The organism is Ruegeria sp. ANG-R (assembly GCF_000813985.1).
Classification (GTDB): Bacteria; Pseudomonadota; Alphaproteobacteria; order Rhodobacterales; family Rhodobacteraceae; genus Ruegeria.
Genome location: NZ_JWLJ01000009.1, coordinates 1 through 21,395, shown reverse-complemented (window position 1 = coordinate 21,395; position 21,395 = coordinate 1). Strand labels below are relative to the sequence as shown.

20 protein-coding genes and 1 pseudogene are annotated in these 21,395 nt (G+C 57.5%); 5 read left to right on the top strand and 16 right to left on the bottom strand.

What is annotated here, in order from left to right:
- Window positions 1-6: 6 nt before the first annotated feature.
- The 10 genes from RA27_RS17600 to RA27_RS17555 all read right to left on the bottom strand — a co-directional run bounded on the left by RA27_RS17600 (window position 7) and on the right by RA27_RS17555 (window position 10,519).
- Entirely contained in the window at window positions 7-558 is a 552-nt protein-coding gene (locus RA27_RS17600; protein WP_241484100.1) for a tripartite tricarboxylate transporter TctB family protein, read from the bottom strand.
- A gap of 6 nt (window positions 559-564) precedes the next feature.
- Window positions 565-1,878, bottom strand: a complete 1,314-nt coding sequence (locus RA27_RS17595; protein WP_039542108.1) for a TRAP transporter large permease — start codon at window positions 1,876-1,878, stop codon at window positions 565-567.
- Window positions 1,872-2,396 carry a TRAP transporter small permease gene (locus tag RA27_RS17590; protein ID WP_206540002.1) on the bottom strand — a complete coding sequence of 175 codons (525 nt, stop codon included), beginning with the start codon at window positions 2,394-2,396 and terminating at the stop codon, window positions 1,872-1,874. The genes RA27_RS17595 and RA27_RS17590 overlap by 7 nt, the downstream gene beginning before the upstream one ends.
- A 178-nt stretch (window positions 2,397-2,574) precedes the next feature.
- A complete protein-coding gene (locus RA27_RS17585) occupies window positions 2,575-3,600 on the bottom strand; it encodes a TRAP transporter substrate-binding protein (RefSeq protein WP_039542105.1) in 1,026 nt (341 codons plus the stop codon).
- Window positions 3,601-3,686: 86 nt separating this feature from the next.
- Window positions 3,687-4,463 carry an Asp/Glu racemase gene (locus RA27_RS17580; protein WP_275451359.1) on the bottom strand — a complete coding sequence of 259 codons (777 nt, stop codon included), beginning with the start codon at window positions 4,461-4,463 and terminating at the stop codon, window positions 3,687-3,689.
- Between the two features lies 1 nt (window position 4,464).
- On the bottom strand, window positions 4,465-5,382 hold the full coding sequence (locus RA27_RS17575) for a fumarylacetoacetate hydrolase family protein (RefSeq protein ID WP_039542103.1): 918 nt from the start codon (window positions 5,380-5,382) through the stop codon (window positions 4,465-4,467).
- 57 nt (window positions 5,383-5,439) lie between these two features.
- Window positions 5,440-6,564 (bottom strand): cupin domain-containing protein, encoded by a 1,125-nt coding sequence (locus tag RA27_RS17570; RefSeq protein ID WP_039542100.1) that lies wholly within the window; start codon window positions 6,562-6,564, stop codon window positions 5,440-5,442.
- 18 nt (window positions 6,565-6,582) lie between these two features.
- Window positions 6,583-7,614: a carbon-nitrogen hydrolase family protein gene (locus RA27_RS17565; protein ID WP_039542097.1), complete on the bottom strand. Its 1,032-nt coding sequence runs from the start codon at window positions 7,612-7,614 to the stop codon at window positions 6,583-6,585.
- A 2-nt stretch (window positions 7,615-7,616) separates the two neighbouring features.
- Window positions 7,617-8,987 carry an aminotransferase class III-fold pyridoxal phosphate-dependent enzyme gene (locus RA27_RS17560; protein ID WP_052265354.1) on the bottom strand — a complete coding sequence of 457 codons (1,371 nt, stop codon included), beginning with the start codon at window positions 8,985-8,987 and terminating at the stop codon, window positions 7,617-7,619.
- A 17-nt stretch (window positions 8,988-9,004) separates the two neighbouring features.
- Window positions 9,005-10,519: an aldehyde dehydrogenase family protein gene (locus RA27_RS17555; protein WP_052265353.1), complete on the bottom strand. Its 1,515-nt coding sequence runs from the start codon at window positions 10,517-10,519 to the stop codon at window positions 9,005-9,007.
- A 115-nt stretch (window positions 10,520-10,634) separates the two neighbouring features.
- Between RA27_RS17555 and RA27_RS17550 the strand changes: the two genes are divergently transcribed.
- The 5 genes from RA27_RS17550 to RA27_RS17530 are packed head-to-tail and all read left to right on the top strand — an operon-like array spanning window position 10,635 to window position 15,827.
- A complete protein-coding gene (locus RA27_RS17550; protein ID WP_039542095.1) occupies window positions 10,635-12,800 on the top strand; it encodes an indolepyruvate ferredoxin oxidoreductase subunit alpha in 2,166 nt (721 codons plus the stop codon).
- A gap of 6 nt (window positions 12,801-12,806) precedes the next feature.
- Window positions 12,807-14,378 (top strand): indolepyruvate oxidoreductase subunit beta family protein, encoded by a 1,572-nt coding sequence (locus tag RA27_RS17545; protein ID WP_039542092.1) that lies wholly within the window; start codon window positions 12,807-12,809, stop codon window positions 14,376-14,378.
- Complete coding sequence (locus tag RA27_RS17540; RefSeq protein ID WP_052265352.1) at window positions 14,375-14,857, top strand: thioesterase family protein; 483 nt, start codon at window positions 14,375-14,377, stop codon at window positions 14,855-14,857. Before RA27_RS17545 ends, RA27_RS17540 begins: the two co-directional genes overlap by 4 nt.
- 15 nt (window positions 14,858-14,872) lie before the next feature.
- Complete coding sequence (locus RA27_RS17535; RefSeq protein WP_241484099.1) at window positions 14,873-15,343, top strand: MarR family transcriptional regulator; 471 nt, start codon at window positions 14,873-14,875, stop codon at window positions 15,341-15,343.
- A 1-nt stretch (window position 15,344) separates the two neighbouring features.
- Window positions 15,345-15,827, top strand: coding sequence for a MarR family winged helix-turn-helix transcriptional regulator (locus tag RA27_RS17530; RefSeq protein WP_082025175.1), 483 nt, complete (start codon window positions 15,345-15,347; stop codon window positions 15,825-15,827).
- Window positions 15,828-15,853: 26 nt separating this feature from the next.
- Here the strand turns inward: RA27_RS17530 and RA27_RS17525 are convergent, their stop codons facing one another.
- From RA27_RS17525 to RA27_RS17500, 6 genes and pseudogenes are all read right to left on the bottom strand, one after another.
- Window positions 15,854-16,861 (bottom strand): AraC family transcriptional regulator, encoded by a 1,008-nt coding sequence (locus RA27_RS17525; RefSeq protein WP_241484105.1) that lies wholly within the window; start codon window positions 16,859-16,861, stop codon window positions 15,854-15,856.
- 161 nt (window positions 16,862-17,022) lie between these two features.
- Window positions 17,023-18,315 carry an FAD-binding oxidoreductase gene (locus tag RA27_RS17520; protein ID WP_039542351.1) on the bottom strand — a complete coding sequence of 431 codons (1,293 nt, stop codon included), beginning with the start codon at window positions 18,313-18,315 and terminating at the stop codon, window positions 17,023-17,025.
- A gap of 26 nt (window positions 18,316-18,341) precedes the next feature.
- Complete coding sequence (locus RA27_RS17515; RefSeq protein WP_039542089.1) at window positions 18,342-18,764, bottom strand: Rid family hydrolase; 423 nt, start codon at window positions 18,762-18,764, stop codon at window positions 18,342-18,344.
- Between the two features lie 29 nt (window positions 18,765-18,793).
- Complete coding sequence (locus tag RA27_RS17510) at window positions 18,794-19,933, bottom strand: tyramine oxidase subunit B (RefSeq protein ID WP_039542086.1); 1,140 nt, start codon at window positions 19,931-19,933, stop codon at window positions 18,794-18,796.
- 377 nt (window positions 19,934-20,310) lie between these two features.
- A pseudogene (locus tag RA27_RS17505) lies at window positions 20,311-20,983 on the bottom strand (IS6 family transposase).
- Between the two features lie 196 nt (window positions 20,984-21,179).
- Window positions 21,180-21,395, bottom strand: a 216-nt coding sequence (locus RA27_RS17500; protein ID WP_039542085.1) for a plastocyanin/azurin family copper-binding protein, incomplete at its 5' end; no start/stop codon positions are given.

The window sequence follows — 21,395 nt, the reverse complement described above, 5'->3', positions numbered from 1 at the left end:
TGATCCTCACAGGTTGATCATTGCAAAAGAACGGACGGCGTCTGGCAGATACTCATAGATCTGCCCTGCTGGTATCTTCACCCGCAGACCGGCGCGGAAGATCAGCACAACCGCAACGGCAAACACAGTCGAGATGCCAAACGCCGTAGCCCGGCGGTATCCCAGCCGGAAGGTCAGGAACAGCGCAAACACGATTGACGACAGCAGATAGCCGATCACCGGCACGATGCTGACATAGATCAGGAAATAGGCCACATATTCCAGCGAGCGCACCCAGAACGAAATTTCCTTCAATCGCCCAGGAATCCGGGGCGAGGACAGCGACCCGATCAGGTGCAGCAGTGCAAAGATGCCCATGCCATAAACCGCCACAGTCGGCCAAAACGCGGGCTGTGCCACCAGTTTGGTGTTCTTGACCCATTGGGCCTGCCCCTCAAGGTTCCACAACAGGAAGATGCAGAATGCCAGAAATGCCAGCGCGAACATCAGGTCTCCGGGTCTTCGGTCCCGGTGGAACAGCTCCTGAAATGTCTTCAGGCGGGTGATAACTTTTTCCATGGCACCTCACATCATGTTGGGAAGGAAGAGAACAAGCCCCGAAAACCAGAGCAACAGGATCAACCGAAAGATATCGGCAACCCAGAACGGGGTGACCCCCTTGAAGATCGTCCCGGTCGAGACGTCGTTCACAACGCCTTTCAGGACAAATACGTTCAGCCCTACCGGCGGAGTGATCAGGCTGATTTCAGTGACGACAACGACGATAATGCCGAACCAGACTGGATCAAAACCCAGCGATGTCACCAGCGGGAAGAAGATCGGCACCGTCAGCAGTAACATCGACAGGCTTTCAAACACGCAGCCCAGAACGATGTAGATCAGGATGATCACGATCATCACCGCCATCGGAGTCGCTCCGATACCCAGAACGAATTCGCGCAGCGCTTCGGGCAGGCCTGCCAGATTGACGAAATTCGAGAACATCCAGGCACCGATCAGAACCGCGAACAGCCCGGCCGAGGTCACGGCGGTTTCGGTCAGCGCCTCGTTGACGGCACGCAGATTCAGTTGGCCTCGGGCCAGCGCGATCAGGAAGGCCCCTGCCGCGCCCATGCCCGCAGCCTCGGTCGGTGAGAAGGTCAGGTTCAGCGGATAAAAATCAAACGCCCCGTACAGGCCACCGATCACAAGGAAGAACAGGGCCAGCACCATCCAGATGTCGCGTAGCGCGCGCAGGCGATCCGGCCAGGAACTACGATCACCCGCCGGTCCGGCGGTGGGGTCGCGGCGGACCGTCCATTGAACGGCCAGAAGGTAGAACAACACGCCCAGAAAACCGGGGATAATGCCCGCGATGAAGAGCTTGCCAATGCTGGTCTCGGTCATCAGACCATAGATCACCAGAATGACAGAGGGCGGGATCAGGATACCCAGCGTGCCCCCCGCCGCAATCGAAGCGGTCGACAAACGATCAGCATAGCCCAGCCTGCGCATCTCGGGCATAGCCACTTTCGACATGGTGGCCGCTGTCGCCAGTGACGAGCCGCAAATGGCCGAGAACCCGGCACAGGCGGTGATGGTTGTCATCGCCAGTCCGCCCCGCATATGGCCGAGGAACCCATAGGCCGCGCGGTACAGCTCACGCGACAGGCCGCCTTTGTTCACAAACAGCCCCATCAGGATAAAAAGCGGCACAACCGACAGTCCATAGTCCTGCGACGTGTCCACGATCAAACGACCTGTAAGGGACAGCGATGCCTTGGTGCTGGTCAGGTAGGCGGTGCCAACAAAGCCGACGATCCCCATCGCAAAAGCGATCGGGATGCGCACAAAGGCCAGCGCGAGAACCGCGAAGAAACCAAGTATCGAAATTAACATGAAGCCTCTCGCTGGGGGCTGGCCCCTGTCTGGAACCGGATAAGGATGCGCAGCACATAGACGGCGCAGCAGCCGAAAAGGGCGATTGAGACGAAATAGATCAGATAGAACTGCGGCCAACCGAGGATTTCCGTTATTTCGTTATAGCTGCGGCTGCGGGTGCCCAGGGTCCACACGCGCACCGCCGGATAGGCCAGCGACACCAGACAGACCACATCCACCATCATATCGCGCAGATAAGCGGCCTTGCCCTGAAACAGCTTGTCCAGCAGATCCACAACGATATGGCCATCGTGCAAGGTGGCCATGGGCAGAGCGGCAAAGACGATGACCGCCATGGAAATCTCGGTCAGCTCTGCCGAAAAGCCCAGCGGCGCGGAAAACACGCTGCGCGAGATCACATCGACAAAAGTCAAAACCATCAGGAACATAAGGGCAAGCCCAGCAATCCTTGCCGGGCCAAGAGCAAGCCGTTCGGACCAAAGTTTCAGTCTGGAGGTTTCAGAGGATGGGGTCATCATGTCAGCTCCTGCCCGGCCATCGGCTCACGCGCCACGCGCCCCGGATTGGCGATACCAAGAGTGGATGAGCGTTGTCTTGCATGGAACCTCCTCCTCAGGGTCCTGCATCGCGTGCTGCGATACGCGTGCCGATGGGCAAGACACCAACTGGCGCTTGCCCAAACGGCTCAGGTGGTCATTGCGTGTTCAGACTTTCGAATTCCTGTCGAAAGTAGGCATAAGCCGATTCTGCATCGACGCCGGTTTTGCTAATCTCTTCAAGAACTTCCGCCACGATCACATCGGCCTTGGCGGCCCAGACGGCCTGATCCTCTTCCGAGGCCATGGTCATCGTGTTGGTCCCTGCCGCAGCTGATGCATCAATCCCTTCCTGATCGAACTGATCCCACATCGCGCCGGTGATGGCCGAAAGCTTCTCGCCAAACAAATCGTCCAAAGCGGCCTGATCCTGCTCGCTGAGGTTTTCAAACGCGTCGCGGTTCATGACCGTGGCCATGGAGGTGCGATAGAATCCAGACGGCATGTCATAGCTGTGCGGCGCAACCTCGGTCAGGCGGAAGCCGACCTTCGCCTCCATCGGCATCATCGCGCCGTCTGCCGCGTTCGACGCGAGCGTTTCATAGACACGCGGCGCAGGCACGTTGATCGCGGACAGACCCAACGCCTTACCAACGTGGCCAGCGACGCCGCCGCCAACACGGAACTTCATGCCCGCGACCTGATCCAGATTTTCGATCTTGGTCGAGGAATGCAGCATCCCGTCGCCATGGGTATGAACGGCCAGAACTTTCAGATCTCGGTGTTCGTTCGCCTCGGCAAAAAACTTTTCAAAGGTGCGCCAATAGGCAACCGACAACGCCTCGGTATTGCCACCGAAACCCGGCAGCTCTGCCATAGCAGCCGAAGGGAAACGACCCGGCGTATAGCCATGGGCGATCCATGTGATATCAGCAATCCCGTCCGAGACGATATCGGCCTGCGCAGGCGGCGGGGCCAGATTGTACTTCATCTCAGCCGTCACGCGACCTTCGGTGGCCTCTTCGATCAGGCGGATCAGCTCGGGGAACATTGTGGCGTTGATGCCATGCGTGGGCGGTGCCCAGGTGGAAATGGTCAGAGTGACCTCTTGCGCCTGTACCGGCATCGACACCATCGTCGCCGCCGAAACAATTGCGGCGGTGCTTAGAAATCTCGAAAACATCCGTCTTCTCCCTTATAACCTTGGCGCGGCTCCTCCTGCCGCGTGTCAGTGGCCGGGCGCGATTTGGAACCGCGTCCGGAAGAGTTTCATGCAAATTTGCCCGACAGCAGCGTGCCGCAACCGGGAACGCGTGCGTCCAGGCCAAGCTCTTTCAGCATCTGGTGGGTCGTGGCGACCGCTGCGGACAGAACCGGGATGCCGCATTCGTCCTCAACCTTCTGGATCGCGGCAAGTGACGGCATCTGAACGCAGGCCGACAGGACCAGCGCGTCGATGTTTTTCAGGTTCACCTGCTTGTAGATCTCCGTCAGGTTCAGCGGGTTCTGGGCGGCAACCTCAAGGTTGTCGGGGATTTCCAGCGCGATGCTGTCCGACACCTCGACGCCTTCGGCCTCGATGTAATCCGCAACCAGATTGGTCAGCGGACGCATATACGGCGTCACGATCGAAATCCGCTTGGCCCCCATCAGATGCAGACCATCAACCAGCGCACCGGCCGAGCTGACAACCGGCGCAGGATGTCCATTGTCCACGGTCACCTGATGCAGACGCTTCTGGCTTTCGCGGTGATAGCCTTTGCCCATGGACATGATGGCGACAAGGCAGGCATAGCCCATCACATCGACATCTGCGTCCGATAGTTCCAAAGCACAACGGTCGCTGTCGCGATCCATGGCTTCAAGCTCTTCCTTCGTAACCTTCTTCATCCGCATGCGGGAGGAATGGAACGAAAAGCGCTCGGGCAGCACCTCTTCACGCGCGCGCAGCATGGCCGGGATTTCCCGTTCCATCGTCAGGTTTGACGATGGAACGATCTGCCCGATCTTGAGCGTCTGGTGCATGTTTTCCTGAATGCCAGCCATGTCAGTCGCCAATCTTCACAACCGGATTGCGCAGCACACCGATGCCGTCGACACCGCATTCGATCACGTCGCCGGGCCACATCCATTCCTGCGGATCACGGCCCGCGCCAACACCCGCCGGGGTGCCGGTGGCGATGATGTCGCCGGGTTCCAGCGTAATGCCTGACGAGATGTCGGCGATCAGTGTCGGGATATCAAACAGCAGGTGTTTGGTGTTCGAGCGCTGCTTTTCCTCACCGTTCTTGGTCAGCCATAGATCCAGATTGTGGGGATCGGCCACATCATCTGCGGTGATGATTGCCGGACCAAAGGGGCAATAGCTGTCCTGGCCCTTGGAAAAGATCCACTGGCCAGCACGGCGGTTGTCACGAGCCGAGATATCGTTGATCACCGAATAGCCAAACACATGGCTCATCGCGTCATCCTTGCTGATGCGGGTAGCGCGCTTGCCGATGATCACGGCCAGCTCGACCTCCCAGTCCAGCATCTGTGTCATCGACGCGTTGTGCTGGATCGGCTCGCCGTTGGCGATCACAGATGTGGGCGGCTTCGAGAACACCACCGGCTCCTTCGGCAGATCCTTCGAAGTGTCCAGCGACTTGGCGCTTTCGGCCACGTGCTCGACGTAGTTCAGGCCAATGCCGAAGATGTTCTTGCGCGGGCGCGGGATTGGTGCCAACAACCGCACGTTCTCTTTCGGCACCGCGATGCCTGCAGGGCGGGACCCGTCGGTGGCCTCAAGCGCTCGCGTAATGGAGGCCTGGGCGTCCGGGCCCAGATCGATCAGATCCAGCATGGTCGAGGGCAGAGCCTCGCCCACTGCTTCGCCCAGATACTCAACGTCAATAACAAGCCCGTCTTTGACGACACCAAGGCGCCCCTCACCGGCCGCGCTGTCGCGGTAGGTCACAAGTTTCATAGGTTTATATCCTCTTTTGGCCCCCACCGCTTCACTGCTTGAAGGGGCTGTTCGCGTTTAACCCTCGACGATCTGATGACCGTCATTGTCTTCCAATGCCTGCTCCGCCCAGAAGCCCAGTTTCTCCATCACCGGGAAGTCGTTGAACGAGAACAGGCATGCATCATCACCTTCCGAGGTGTTGCAATGCTCGTGCCAGGTCCAGGCAGGAACGCAGAAGATGTCCCGCTCGGTCCAGTCGAACCGCTTGCCGCCGATGATGGAATAGCCCGAGCCTTTGGCGACGTTGTAAATCACGTTGCCGGTATGCCGGTGTGCCTTGGTGTGCTGACCCGGCAGCAGCATCTGCATCGAGGCCCCCATCGTCATCATCGGATGACCACCTGTCTGCGGATTGGTATAGCGCATGATCAACCCGTCATAGGGCGAGCCTTCGCTGATCTTGGCATAGTTCAGCAGAGCCTCGTAAGTCGGCTCCCACGAGTATTTCAACAACGGCGAATAGGGCTTGTCCCATTTGTCCGTTTGCGGGAGTAGCGCCGGACCACCATAGGTAAGCGGACTGTCATTCATCGGGATGTTGGTGGTCTGATAATCGTTGGGATGAACCTCATAGAAGTTCGCCTCAAGGCAGTTGGTCAGCGGAATATCCAGACCATCCTGCCAGATGCATTCGGTGCCGGTCTCCAGAATGCCGTGCTCGTGCCATGTGCCATTGGGCGTCAGCACAAAGTCGCGCGCACCCAGTTCTACCTTGTGCCCATCCACGATGGTATAAGCGCCCGAGCCTTCCATGATAAAACGCAGCGCCGAGGCGGCGTGTCGGTGAGCGCCAGCCCGTTCGCCCGCCTTCATCGTCTGAAGACCCGAGAACAGCCAGCCACAGGCCGCGCTCACATCCTTTCGCAGCGGGTTGCGCAGATACACCACGCGACGACCCGCATCTTCGGGACGCACCAGGTCAATCGCACGCAGAACTTGACGGCGCGTGTCTTCCCAGCGCCACAGAACCGGGGCCGATTTGGGCGTCGGTTCCCATGGCTCAATGTCATTGGCCACGGTCCACAGCGCGCCGGTTTCGATCTTGGCCAGATCCTCGTAATAGGCTTCCAGTTCAGGCGTGTCGCGCACCCGTGCACGGCCCAGAATGTCGTCTTCGGGTTTGATTTCGGTTTGTGCCATGAGGCAAACTCCTTTTAGTTATTGGATGTCGGACGTTGCGCCCTCTTCCTGTTCGCGTTCTGTTGCTGGCAAAGGGGGTTGACCGGTCAGAGAGACCGGCGCCTGCGCTTGCTGGTTCACCTGTAAATTGAAGACATCGAACCGGTTGTAGTGCCCGGTGATGTCATGCATCTGTTTGGGCTGGATGCAGCGGCCCAGATCGACCTCGCCATACACAATGCCCTCGTCATCGATCAGACCCGGCACAACCTCGCGCCCGTCCGGGCCGATGATGCCGGAATAGGCACCCGACTCGCGCTCCAGCAGGGCGCGGGCATCGGGGCGGATCTCTTCCATCGCAGCAATGATCTCGTCCGACACGGTCGAGGTCGAGATGATGGTGAACACTTTGCCCTCAAAACTGTGCGACATGCCGCGCAGCTTGATCGCCTCGGCCATGTCGTAATCAGGCGGCGCCACCGGCAGGCCGATATAGCTGGCCGTGTGCACCAGTTCGCCCTGCGCCAGCAGGGAAAACCGCGCCAGCGTGTTGGTGTTTTCCCCACAGGCCAGACCGCCCAGCGGGCCGATCTCGGTGTCATAGACCCGCAGGCTCGATCCGTCGCCGCCCGTCCAGGTCAGTTTCTCGGCCCAGGTCGGCACCAGCTTGCGGTGCTTGCCAAAGACTTCGCCATCCGGGCCGATGAACAGCAGCGTGTTGTAAAGTGCGCCCAGGCTGACCGGGCTGCGTTCATTGATGCCGATGACCACATAACAGCCATTGGCCTTGGCGGCGGCACGGACTTTCCCGATCTCGGGGCCATCGGCGAAGACCGACGCACGTACCAGCTTGTCAAACCACGCGCTGCCCGTCACCGGATCGGTGATCCAGTTCCAATAGGGATAGGCCGGGATGAACACCTCGGGGAACACAACCAATCGCGCCCCGTTCCCCGACGCCTCGCCGATCAGACTTGCGGCCTTTTCAGCGGTCTTGTCCGCATCCAGAAACGCCGGGCTCACCTGAACCGCAGCCGCCGTGAACTTGGGAAAATTTTTGACGGGTAGCATGGCTATTTCACCTCTTCATATTTGCGGAAGGCCTTGTTCAGACCATCGACAATCTTATCGACACCCTCGGCATCAATCGTCAGCGGTGGAGAGATGATGATGTTGGACCCGGCCGGGCGCACGATCACACCTTCTTCACGAGCAAACCCAGCTGTCATCTCGCCTTGTCCCTTGCCAGGATCAATCGGTTCGCGGGTTTTCTTGTCGGCCACCATGTCGATGCCGACCATCAGACCTTTACCGCGCACCTCACCGGCCAGCGACGACCAGTTGGGGATGTCCTGCAGGCCTTTGAGCAGACGATCACCCATCGCCTTGGCATTTGCGGGCAGGTCCTCATCCTCGACGATTTTCAGCGTGGCGTTGGCCGCAGCACAGCCCAGAGCGTGGCCGGTTGCCGTATAGCCGTGGAAGATGAAGCCGTTGGGATCGACGCCCTTGGTCCATGCGCTCATGACGCGTTCGTTCAGTACGGTTGCGCCCAGCGGGATGTAGCCTGCGGTGATCCCCTTGGCGAGGCACATTATATCAGGTTTCACACCCCAGCCGCGCGCTCCGAACATGGAACCCGAGCGGCCGAAACCGGTCACAACTTCGTCCGAGATCAGCAGGATATCATATTTGTCCAAAAGCTTGCGCAGAGCAGGCCAGAACTGTGCCGGGGGCACGATTACGCCGCCCGCGCCCTGTACTGGCTCGGCGATGAAAGCCGAGATGGTATTGGCACCGTTGTGCTGGATCACCCGTTCGATCTGGGTGATGATCGCGTCCGACAATTCCTGGGGGTCCTCGGAATATGGATTGCGGTAGGACCAGGGGCTGTCCACTTGATAGCAACCCGGCAGCAGCGGGCCATAGACGTTCCGGTAATAGGTCGAACCGTTCACCGAGGTGCCGCCAAATTGGATGCCGTGATAGCCCTGCTTCAGCGAGATGAACCCGGTGCGTTCCGGCTGTCCTTCCAGTTTCCAGTACTGGCGGGACAGTTTCAGCGCCGTTTCCACCGCGTCCGAGCCATTGGCCGAAAACAGCACTTTGGCCATATTCTCCTCGGCTGACATCTCGATGATTTTGGCCGACAGCTCAATCGACGGAGCGGTCGTGGTGCCCGCGAAGCTTGAGTAATAGGCGATCTCATCCATCTGCGCGGCAATCGCGGCCTTCACCTCGGCGCGGTTGTGACCAACATTGACGTTCCACAAGCCGCCGATCCCGTCGACGAATGTGTTGCCGTCGATATCGGTGACGTTATAGCCGTCGCCCTTAACAATGATTTGGGGCGGGTTTTCTTCCGAGATCAACGGATGGATCATCGGGTGCAGCTGATGACGCGCATTGTTTTCGCGCAGGAAATTGCCGTCTTTCGTGACCATGTTTCTTACTCCTACACTCAACCCAAGGCGATACAGACGGATTTGGTTTCCAGGTAATTGTCCAGCGCCGCGCGGCCGTGTTCGCGACCGACGCCGGATTGCTTGTAGCCACCGAACGGCATGTTCTGATCCGGTAGGTTGTGGGCGTTGACCCAGACGGTTCCGGCCTCGATCTGCGGCACATAGCGGTGCATCGTGTTCAGGTTCGTCGTCCAGATCGACGCGCCCAGACCGTAGCGGGTGTCATTGGCCATCGCGATGGCATCATCGGGGTCCTCGAACGGGGTGATGGTCAGAACGGGGCCAAAAACCTCATCCTGCATGATCGACATTTTCTGATCCACGTCAGTGAAGATCTCGGGCTTCACAAAGAAACCTTCGCCGTCATAGTCGCCCGCGTTCAGCATCGGTTTCGCGCCCTGCTCGACCCCGCGTGCGATGCAGGATTTCACGTGGTTCTGGTGCTTGGCGGAGACCATCGGGTTGATCTGGTTGACCGGGTCCAGGCCCGATCCCATCGGCAGCGACCCGACCATGCCACCCAGGAAATCGCAGACTTTGTCATAGATGCCCTTTTGCGCATAGATACGCGTCCCGGCACAGCAGGTCTGGCCGGTGTTGAACAGCGCACCGATTCCGGCTGCAATGCCCAGCTGATCCATGTCCATATCGTCGAACATGACCATGGGGGCCTTACCGCCCAGTTCCAGCGTCACGCGCTTCATGTCCTGCATCGCCTGAACACCGATAATCTTGCCGGTTTCGGTCGAGCCGGTGAAGGTCAGTTTGTTGACGCCCGGATGCGCGGTTAGCGCGGCACCCGCCTCGGCGCCCGAACCGGTAATGACATTGACCACACCCGCAGGCAGACCGGCCTCAAGACACAGCTCGACAAAGCGAATGGTGGTCAGCGGGGTTTCTTCCGCAGGCTTGATCACAACGGTACAGCCGCACGCCAACGCCGGGGCGATTTTCCACACCGCCATGTTCAGCGGGAAGTTCCAGGGCGTGATCGCGCCGACAACACCCACCGGCTCTTTCCGGGTATAGGCCTGATATTTGGCACCCGGAGGCACAGGGATCGACACGTCGATGGTCGAACCCTCGATCTTGGTCGCCCAGCCCGCCATATAACGGATGTAGTCAGCGGATGCGCCAACTTCGATCAGGCGCGACATCATCACCGACTTGCCGTTGTTCAGCGTTTCCAGCTGCGCCAGCTCTTCGCCATTGGCTTCGATCAGATCGGCCAGCTTCAGCATCATGCGCTGACGATCCGCAGGCAGCATGTTCGACCATTCGCCGTTCAGCGCAGCCTGTGCGGCTGTCACAGCCTTGTCGACATCCTGCGCCGTTCCCGAGGGAACATCTGCCAGTTTCTGACCGGTCGCCGGGTTGAAAACAGGAAAGGTCTGCCCGGATTCACCTGCGACCTTCTGATCGCCGATTACCATGGTCAGCTGCGAATCAAGAAAGTCCGCAACGCCAGGAAGAATCTTTTCTACTGCGCTGTCTGGTCTTGCTATCTGCATGATTTATTTCCCTTTTTTCCCTGTTCGCGTGAACTATTTTAGATGACGTGAAACCTTATCGTTGACTTATTTTACATATAAATCTATTCATGACCATACATTTTTGGAGGCGCGCATGGCTGAACGATCTTTCGCAAGAGAAGTCGAAGACCTGAAACTGGGTGAAGGCGACCTGTTCCGCGGGGAAGGAATTCTGGCCATTACCAAGGCCTTGCTACAATCAGGCGTCGGCTATGTCGGTGGGTATCAGGGCTCTCCGATCTCGCATCTGATGGACGTTCTGGCGGATGCCAACGATATCCTCGACGATCTGGATGTGATCTTCCAAAGCTCAGCCAGCGAGGCGACCGCGGGTGCGATGTTGTCGGCCTCGGTCATGTATCCGGTGCGCGGGGCTGTGGCGTGGAAATCCACCGTCGGCACCAACGTGGCCTCGGACGCGCTGTCGAACCTGTCTTCGGGCGGTGTGACAGGCGGCGCCATGGTCATCGTGGGCGAGGATTACGGCGAAGGGTCCTCGATCATGCAGGAACGGACCCATGCCTTTGCAATGAAATCACAAATGTGGCTACTAGACCCGCGCCCCGATCAGGCCTGTTTGGTCAATCTGATCGAAAAAGGCTTTGAGCTGTCAGAGGCGTCGAACACGCCGGTCATGCTGCAGGTGCGCGTACGATCATGCCATATGACGGGCGAGTTTGTCTGCAAGGACAACAAGCGCCCCGAATTCACCCTGCGCGACGCGATGAACGCGCCCAAGCGTGATCTGGACCGAATCGTTCTGCCGCCCGCCGCTTATGAGCACGAGGTCGAGAAGATCGAAAAGCGCTGGCCCGCCGGTGTTGATTTCATCCGCGACAACAAGCTGAACGAGTTCTTTGGCCCCACCGGCGAGGACAAGAAAGGCAAAACCGGCCTGATCGTCGTGGGAGGCATGTACAACAGTACCATCCGCGCACTTCAGTTCCTTGGCCTGTGCGACGCCTACGGCAACTCGCAACTGCCGATCTATGTGATGAACGTGGCTTATCCCACGATCCCCAGCGAGGTCGAAGAATTCTGCGAAGGGCTCGAATCTGTTTTGGTCGTGGAAGAGGGTCAGCCGGAATATATCGAACAGTCGATCAACACGCTGGTGGCCCGCAAAAAGCGCCCCGTCACAGTCCACGGCAAGGATTACCTGCCTATGGGCGGCGACTACACCGCCGCCGTGCTGACCGAAGGCCTGACACGGTTCCTTGAAGATCACGAACCGCAGCAACTTGGCAACCGCGCCCCTGTGCCGGACCCAGTGCCAATCCTGACAAACCCGGTTGTTGAACGGCTGAAAGACGTCGTGCCGCCGCGTCCGCCAGGGCTGTGCACCGGCTGCCCGGAGCGTCCGATCTTTGCCGCGATGAAGCTGGTCTTCGAAGAACATGGTGAGCATCACGTCTCGGCCGATATCGGCTGTCATCTGTTTTCTATCCTGCCGCCGTTTAATATCGGTGCGACAACAATGGGTTACGGCCTTGGTCCAGCCTCGGCGGCGGCGTTCAACGTGCCGGGGGCCAAGCGCTCGATCTCGATCATGGGGGATGGCGGGTTCTGGCATAACGGCCTGACCAGCGGCATCGGCAACGCAGTGTTCAACAAGCATGACGGCGTATTTGTGATTGTCGAAAACTACTATTCCTCGGCCACAGGTGGACAGGATATCCTGTCATCGCGCGCCTTCAACAAGCGCCGCCAGACCAACAACCCGATCACCGATGCCGTGCGCGGTGTGGGCGCCAAATGGGTCCGTCAGATAGACCACACCTATGATGTCAACCAGATGCGTGACGTGCTGACCGAGGCGCTGACCACCGACGCAGAAGGCCCCAAGATCATCATCGCATCGTCCGAATGTATGCTGAACAAACAACGCCGCGTGAAACCTCAGGTCGCCAAGGCGATCAAAAGCGGTGAGCGCACGATCAAGGAAAAATTTGGCGTGGATGAAGATGTCTGCACTGGGGATCACGCCTGTATCCGCCTGTCGGGCTGCCCGTCCCTGTCGGTGAAGGAACTGGACGATCCGCTGCGCGACGATCCCGTCGCCTCGATCGACAGCACCTGTGTCGCCTGCGGCAACTGTGGCGAAGTCGCTGACGCAGCCGTCCTGTGCCCCTCGTTCTTCCGGGCCGAAGTCACGCACAATCCGACCGGATGGGACAAGTTCCGCAACCGGATGTCCGGTTCGGTAATCAATTACCTGCAAAACCGCCGCGAAAAACGTGCGGTCAGCTTCGAAGGGTAAGACATTATGAAAGACGATACAGTCAATCTCGGCCTCAAGGCAGCTGGACCAGCGACCGAGCGCCCGATCTCCATCGCCATCGTGGCAATGGGCGGTCAGGGAGGCGGCGTGTTGACCGGCTGGATCGTTAGCCTTGCAGAAAGTCAGGGCTGGGTCGCTCAATCCACCTCGGTTCCGGGCGTTGCCCAGCGGACAGGGGCGACCATCTATTATGTTGAGATGATGCGCTCCAGCGACAGCGGGGAAAAACCCATTCTGGCGCAGATGCCGACACCCGGTGACGTGGATGTGGTCATCGCATCCGAATATATGGAAGCGGGCCGTTCGATCCTGCGCGGGATTGTGACGCCGGACCGTACCACCCTGATCGCGTCCAGCCACCGCGCGCTGTCGACCATCGAAAAGATGGCCCCCGGCGAAGGGATCGCCGACAGCGGTGCCGTGGACGAGGCCATCGGCGTGGTCGCCCAGCAGGAAATCGTGTTCGACATGAACGACATGGCAGTCCGCAATGGCTCGGTCATTTCGTCGGCAATGTTCGGCAGTCTTGCCGCTTCGGGCACCCTGCCCTTTGACCGAGAAGCCTATTACGAGGTGATCCGCAGGAGCGGCAAGGGCGTGGATGCCAGCATCCGCACCTTCGACGCGGCCTTTACCCGCACCGAACAGGGCGAAGAGAGTGTTGAGGCCGAAGCCGTCGATCAGCCCGACGCGCCTGCCCCGCTGCCCGAGCGTCTGAGCGACAAGCGCGCCGATGCTCTGCTGTCGCGTATCCGTGCGGAACTGCCTGAACAGGCGCATCAGACGGCATTTCTGGGCGTTCAGAAAGTGGTCGATTTTCAAGACGCCGATTATGGCAGCGAATATCTCGACCTGCTGCGTGACCTGACGGCGAAAGACGCCGCAGCTGGTGGCGCGGAAAACGGGTTCGAGTTCACTGCGACCGCAGCGAAATATCTGGCCAACGCCATGGCCTATGACGATGTGATCCGCGTGGCGCGTCTAAAGACCCGCAGTACACGGCGCGACCGTGTCGCGGTTGAGGTTGGCCTGAAAGACGGTCAGATCCTCAACACCACAGAATTCATGCACCCGCGCATGGAAGAGATCACCTCGACCCTGCCGGTGGGGCTGGCCAACTGGCTGATCGGGCGCAAGGGGCTCTATGACTGGCTGGACCGCCGCATCAACAAGGGCCGCCGAGTGCGCACCTATTCACTGCGCTGGTTCCTGCCCTTGCATTTCGTTGGGGCCATGAAGGGAAGCCGGCGCAAATCGTTGCGGCACCAGACCGAAGTCACCCACCGCGATGCATGGCTGACAGATGCCACAGATGCGCTGAAACAGAACTATGATCTGGGTGTTGTGATCCTGTCCTTCCGCCGTCTGATCAAGGGGTATTCCGACACCCATGTGCGCGGCCTGTCGAAATTCGACAAAGTACTGAGCACAACAAAATCCATCGCAGCAAGGGAAGACGCCGCCGATTGGGGCCGCCGTCTGCTGACCTCAGCCATAAAAGATGCCGCCGGCGATGAACTGGACGGTACAATCAAAACAATCGAGTCCTTCTCATGACAAAACAAGAACAACCCGCCCCTATTGGCCGCCCCGTACCGATCACCCGTGATGATATCACCCCGGGCATGTGGTCGTACAAACACACGTTCCGCCACGGTCAATGCGACCCGGCGGGCATCGTCTATACGCCTGAATTCTTTAACGTCTTCAATCACGCGGTCGAGGACTGGTTCTGCAACCATCTGGGCATCAACTATTACGATGTTCTGGGCGCGCGCCGCATCGGTTTGGGCTATGTCAACGCATCGGCCACCTTCTTCACCCCCTGCATGATGGGTGATGAGGTTGAGATATTTGTGACCATCTCGAAAATTGGCGGGAAATCCTATCAGCTGTGCCTGCACGCGATGAAAGGTGACAACGAAGCCTTGCGAGGATATTTTACAACTGTAATAACTTGTCTGGAAAAGCATCGCCCGACCGAAATGCCTGATGACATTCGGGAGGCGATGAAAAAATACAAGGCCGGTACATAACCCGCAAGCAATACATTGGAGAGCGGCATACTTTACCAGGACGAAGACCTTCGCAAAGAACATACTCGAACCTGGCTCAATATCATGAGCCTTCATAGCGTGGTTTTTTCAGAGTTGAACCGCGCATTGTCAGATCAATGCGGCATAAGCCTTCCTAAGTTTGATACTATGGCGCATCTCTACCGGTTTCCCGATGGCATGAGCATGAGCAACCTGTCCAATGCGCTACGGGTTAGCAACGGAAATGTATCAGGGCTGGTCAATCGCCTGATCAAGGAAGGTCTGGTACAGAAGGAAATGTCTTTGGAAGACAGACGCTCGTTTCGGGCACGACTGACCAATGAAGGCAAGGACAAGTTCGAAGACGCGCTGCGTGTGCACCAAGAAGTTCTGGCAGACATGTTTGCTGATCTCCACCCTGAGGAAATGACGAAAATCGCAGCCACAATCCGCGATCTGTTGGTTAAATTGGGCGCGAGGCGATGACATGACCCGATCGAAGTCAGTGGGCCAAATTGAGTTCCCATTCACGTCACCTGATGAATTAGGTCAGTACCTTCCGTACCTTTTCACCCGACTCTCTAACCGTTGGAGTGCAGATCAGAACACAGCCCTTGCTGAAAACGGATTGCACGGGGCCAAGCTCAGAGTACTTTCGTCGCTTTCAGCTTTTGGTGAGCTGACCATCAACCAACTGTCAATTCTGTCCGTTACCGAGCAATCGACCACAAGCCGAACCGTAGAACAGCTGGTTGTTGCGGGCTTGGTCGAACGCAATATACTTTCGACTGACCAACGAATTCGAACTGTTAATCTGACACCAACGGGAAAAGCTGCACTGAAGGAATTATCTCCAAAAGTAAATGAGCTTTATCTGAACATGGTGAAGGGCGTCAGCCGCGATGATTTGGATACATGCGTACGTGTTCTCGGCACTTTGCTGCAAAATGTGAAAAACAACCAAATTTAACTTGAGAAGTATGGCTTTGACCAAAATCATGAAGCTTCGGTTCGTTGAACGACTTCATGGCCGGAAGTTTTTTTCATAAAGGTCGGTGACTCGCCGGTCCAACTCTTCCAGGCGCGCCAGAACGCGGTGGGATCCGAATAGCCAAGTCTTTCTGAAACATCGGAAACCTTTATGTTGGGGTTGGACAACAGCACTTTGGCTTTGTCCTTGCGTTGCCTTTCCAAAACCTCTCGAAAGCTCGTGCCCTCAAGTGATAATTTGCGCTGCAATGAACGGGGTGTGAGTTTCAGGACCCGCGCTACACGTGCCAAAGTGACCGGCGAAAGACCAAGACTTGCGTCGATCAGTGCAGAAACAGAGGCGCTCAGTGTAGAGCAGTGTAGAGTCGACCCCATGATTTCAGTGATATGCCGTTCCAATGCCATCAAATGCGCTGGATCTTCGGTTCTGGCAGTTGCCAGACAGCGCTCTTTCTCTACCAGAAACCGGTTAATGGGTTGAGCAAATCGTATTTTGCACCCAAACAGCGCCTGAAGTGGGCGCACATCATGGGGTGCCTCATGCTCAAAGTGGACTTCATCCGGAGACCAGCGCGACCAGAAACTCGACCGGACGATGTGAACAAGTGATGCCAGCGAAAACTCGGAGTCCTGTTTCCGCGGCCAAATTTTGGGGTCAGAAACCCGATAGGTAAAAACGCACATCCCTCCGTCTTCGACCCATTGCGATTCGGTTCCGCCCTGCAAGGCATTGGAAAACCGGGAAAATCGCGAAATCCCGACATCAATGCTCTGCGAAAGTGACAGTGCAATGCCAACCGGCCCCAGATCGCCCACCGAAAGCCGCGTTCCGATCCCGGCACCGATATGGGGGTCCGAGGTCAGATGCGCGCTGGTTTCCAGAAACCTCACGAATTGCAACAGCGGGATTTCCCCATAAGGGTCCGAGAGTTGCCCGGAGTTGATCCCAGCTTGCGCCAACAGCGGTTCGGGCCGCGTGCCGGTTCTACCCAGTTCACGCGCAACCGCCGACATCAGCGAGGCGCGGACAAACGAAATCTTTCCTCTGGCAGAGGCATCGTGCGGCAGCATGGTCTGCAAAATCCTTGTTCTGCATCTCGGCTTATCAAAACAGAACCGGCCCCGGCAACATGGCTGGGTCCCGGTATAGATCGGAGGATCAGGAAAAATCGTTTCTAGAAGCGGTCAAACCGATAGGGGCTTGGGTCAATCGACGGCGTATCCTCCAGAACCAGTTCTGCGGTCAACTGGCCCGCAGCAGGCGAGGTGCCAAAGCCGTGGCCGGAATAACCGGTGGAAAGGGTCAGCCCCTCAATCCCGTCTATCCCGCCAATGACTGGCAGGCTATCAGGGGTGATGTCCATAGTGCCGCCCCATGTCTCTTCCACAGTAGCGCTTGCGAATGTCGGCCACGCGGCCTGGATGTTCTCCATCGCTTCGACATTGATATCCTCGCGCACGCGCGGGTCCATGGTTCGTACCTTCTCGAAAGGAGAGACATCGTCGGGCGACCACCGGCGTTTCAGCCGCAGGTCTTCGACGAATTCACGGCCCAGACTGATGCGCAGCATCGAACGGCCATCCTTAAACATCGGCAGATATTTCATGCCCAACAGCGCGTGATCCAGCAGCAGGGGCGAGCCAACAGCGCCGCGCTGACAGATGGTATAGCCCCCATCCAGACGTTTGCGGAACGAGAAGTTCGGTGCACCCACAGCGATATCCGTCGGCCCATCCATTTCGGATGAGCGGATCGCGTAGCAGACCAGCGGTAGCGTCGGGAACGAAACGCCCATATTGGCCAGAAACTTGCGCGACCACAGACCCGTGGCCAGTACTACATGGTCGCAAGTGATCAGGCCTTTTTCGGTCTGAACACCCGTCACCTTGTCACCCGAGCGTTCCAGAGTCCGCACGGCACAGCGCTCGACAATGGTGACACCCCGCCGGATCGCGGCATTTGCGATGGCGCTTGAGGTGATCATGGGCTCGGCATAGCCATCCGAAGGCGTATAGATGCCCCCGACCCAGCTTTCGGTACCGCCGGGTACCATCTCGGCGATTTGCTGGCCGGACACCAGACGTGAATCCAAATCAAGGCCTTGAACCGAGGCCAGCCATTTTTCATGAGCCGCCATCTCGGCCTCGGATTTGGCGACGAACAGAATGCCATTCTGCCGGTATCCGACATCCACGCCGGTCCTCTGCTGCATCTCAGCCCACAGCTTGTCCGACAACAAAGACATCGGAACATCTCGCCGCGCGCGCGAGGTTTTGCGAATCCAGCCTAGATTGCGCGAGGACTGTTCACCCGCCAGACGGCCCTTTTCCAGCACGGTCACCGACACGCCCTTCTCGGCAAGGTTCAGGGCCGTGGTCAGCCCGACAATGCCACCGCCAACAACAACAACAGAAGCCTGAGACGGAATGTCTGTAGCTGTTTCAACGGTGTCAATTTTCGGAGCCATCTTGCCGCTTCCCGCGCTGGATTTGATCACTTGGAGGTGTCGATATAGGTGATGTCAGCCTGACTTGCGCCGCGATAGGCTGTCACCTCGATCTCGACCTTATAGACGCCCGAGCCCAGCGGAGGGCAAGTCACGGTCGTGGTCGGATCAACACCACGGAACTTTTCGCCAAAGATACCCATCACTTTGGGCGTGTCCGACGGCGTCTGGATGAACACGCGCGTGGCGACAACATCCTGCAAGCTGGCGCCAACCGCCGACAGGGCCTTTTCGATATTGTCGAACACCTGATGCGTCTGAGCTTCCAGCTCTTCGGGGATTTCCTGTGTCTCAGGGTTACGGCCCGCAGTGTTGGACACGTAAATCCAGTTGTCGACCATCACGATACGCGAATAACTGCTAAGCTCTTCCAGCTTGCCGCCGGTTTTAACTTTGGTGATTTTTGTCATGTTTCCAATCCCTTGAGTGATCGCCCGCCTTAGCGCAGGGCGGGGGTGTCCCACAGGTTCAGCTTGGTGCCGATGCCCTTTTCAACCGCGTTGCGATAGACAACGGTACCCCAGGCCACATCTTCGATCGGCATACCACCCACCGACAGGATAATGATCTCGTCATTATTCTGGCGGCCAGGGGTTTCACCGGCACAGATCGCGCCCAGGTCTTCCAGCTCATCACGCGACATTTTGTCCTCATGGATCATGTCCATGAACCGCACGCCGACGACGGGCACGTGCTGGTGCGCGGGTTTCGGCAGTTCTTCAAACCATGCCTCGTAAAGGCCGATCCGGTCCATGACCTTGCGGACGTCTTTCTGCTCCATCCCTTCGTCGATTTCGACGGCGGCGGGCATCGACAGATAGGTGCCGGGCTTCAACCATTCACGCTTGACCAAAGGGTATTTCGAAACGTCGCCGGTCTCGCACGAAGCACAGTAAGTCACGATGTCGGAATCGCGCACCAACGTTTCGATGTCTGTGCAGACCTCGATGTTCTTGATCTGGGGATAGGTTTCGCGGGACCACTCGATAAAGCGGTCGATGGTGCCCTGACTGCGGCCCTGAATTTTCAACGTGTCGATTTCGGTGCATGCGGCCATGAACGCAGCCAGCGAGGTGCGGCCCATCACGCCGGGGCCGTAGATCGACACAACTTTCGAATCCTTGCGCGCCAGATGACGCGCGCCAACGCCAGGCACAGCACCGGTGCGATAGGCCGACAACAGGTTCGCCGACATAAAGGCCAACGGCGCGCCGGTATCTGTGTCGTTAAGAATGAACATCAGAACCGAACGGGGCAGACCCTTTTCACGATTTTCAATGTTCGAGCCGTACCATTTCACGCCTGTGGTGCGGTACTGGCCGCCCAGGTAAGCGGGCATCGCCATAAATCGGCGGTCTGCCGTGTGGCGCGGCATGCCGGGGAATTCGGGTTCTTCGGGGAAGACAACCATCGCACCATGCGAGTCGTTGTTGGCCCCGGCCATGCGATAGTCGCCCTTGTGCAGCAGCACAAACATGTCCTCAAGGGTGTCGACACAGCCGGCCATGTCGGTAACGCCCGCCTTAATCATGTCTTCTTCGTTGAGGTAGAGAAAGTCGATCTTTGGCAGCTCGGTCATGGTCTCATTTTCTCATAGCTAGTAAGTTGGTTTGCCAGCATTCGGTCAAACTGATTGCACGCCTTTAATGCGCTTGATGACGGAAAATTACATTGTAATATCTGACAACAATCCGATATATTACGCCAAATCGCTACCACAGTCGTTGCGTTTTGAGTGGCTCAACATTCGCCAGGTGATACCGCTTTGCTTCCTTTCTCAGGAAGAAAAAGCACCTTTCCAAGCGTTTGTAACTTGAGCTGGTACCTCGCCACCCCATTATGCAGAAAGATTTTCGGCGGCAGAAGAGACATGCTCCATGATCGACACCTCGGAGCTTCGGGTGGTTCTGCTGCAAAGTTTCTTGCTGAGTGCAGGTACCGCGCTGCTCCTGCGGGTTAAGCAGCCAATTCCGAAAATTGACGGAGCGGACAGATTCCAGGCGTGAACTGACCTTTACGGATCATGTGCGACACTTCGATTCCTGTAAGAGTCGCGGATGCAGATGCAAAGGACTTGAAGCCGAGCATCGGGCGTGTTCGTCTTTTGATGAAACGATGGTCCTGTTCTACGATGTTGTTCAGATATTTCTGCCTGACCATCTCTATCGGGACGGGGCAACCAAAGCCTCTGAGCATTTTGTTGATCGCCTTGATGCCAGCTGTGTTCGCCCCGCTTCTGTCGATAACGATCTTTCGCGGTAAGCCGTTGACCTCAAGCATCCGAGCAAAGAACTTTGTAGCGGCTGCGCCGCTCGGACAGCATTAAATCCAAGGTTGTGCCGTGTTTATCGACAGAGCGATAGAGATAGACCCACGTGCCTTTCACTTTGATGTACGTTTCATCCATTTTCCAAGAGCGGTCGCTCGGACCCTTACGGTGACGCGCTGCTTCAGCGATTGCGCCTGCATACCGTGACACGCAGCGGTTCAGCGTAGTGTGGTCCACCCCAACGCCTCGCTCATGCATGATTTCTTCCAGATCACGATATGAAACGCCACACCGAACATAGAAAAAGACCGCAAACAGAATGACGTCCTTTGGATATTGTGCGCCTTTGAAAGAGATCATGAACCAGCTTTCGACCATAAATTGGAGCGAGTTATTCGCTCGCTACATCCATGACCGTCAATGGTCAAAACTTTGCAACAGAACCATCACTCTGCATCTGGTGGCCCGATTGATTGCAGTGATGCACAACACCACCCCGCGCTTGACACACAGGGTGGTTGGTTTTCAAGGCCTGCAATCAGGGACTTAAAGAGCCCTAATACGCCAGAGAAATAGCCTTTGCCTGCATGAACAAACTATCAAAAACCATTTGGGCACCAGCTGGTGTCTTTACGGACATTGCTTGTGTCAGATTCCCCGAAGGGTTGCCCACAACAATAAGACCTACCATGCCCTTTTGGTAATGTGGCGTGCATTTATAACCGTAGACACCTTCGGTATTCAGCTGCAAATCAAACGTCTTGCGCAGCTT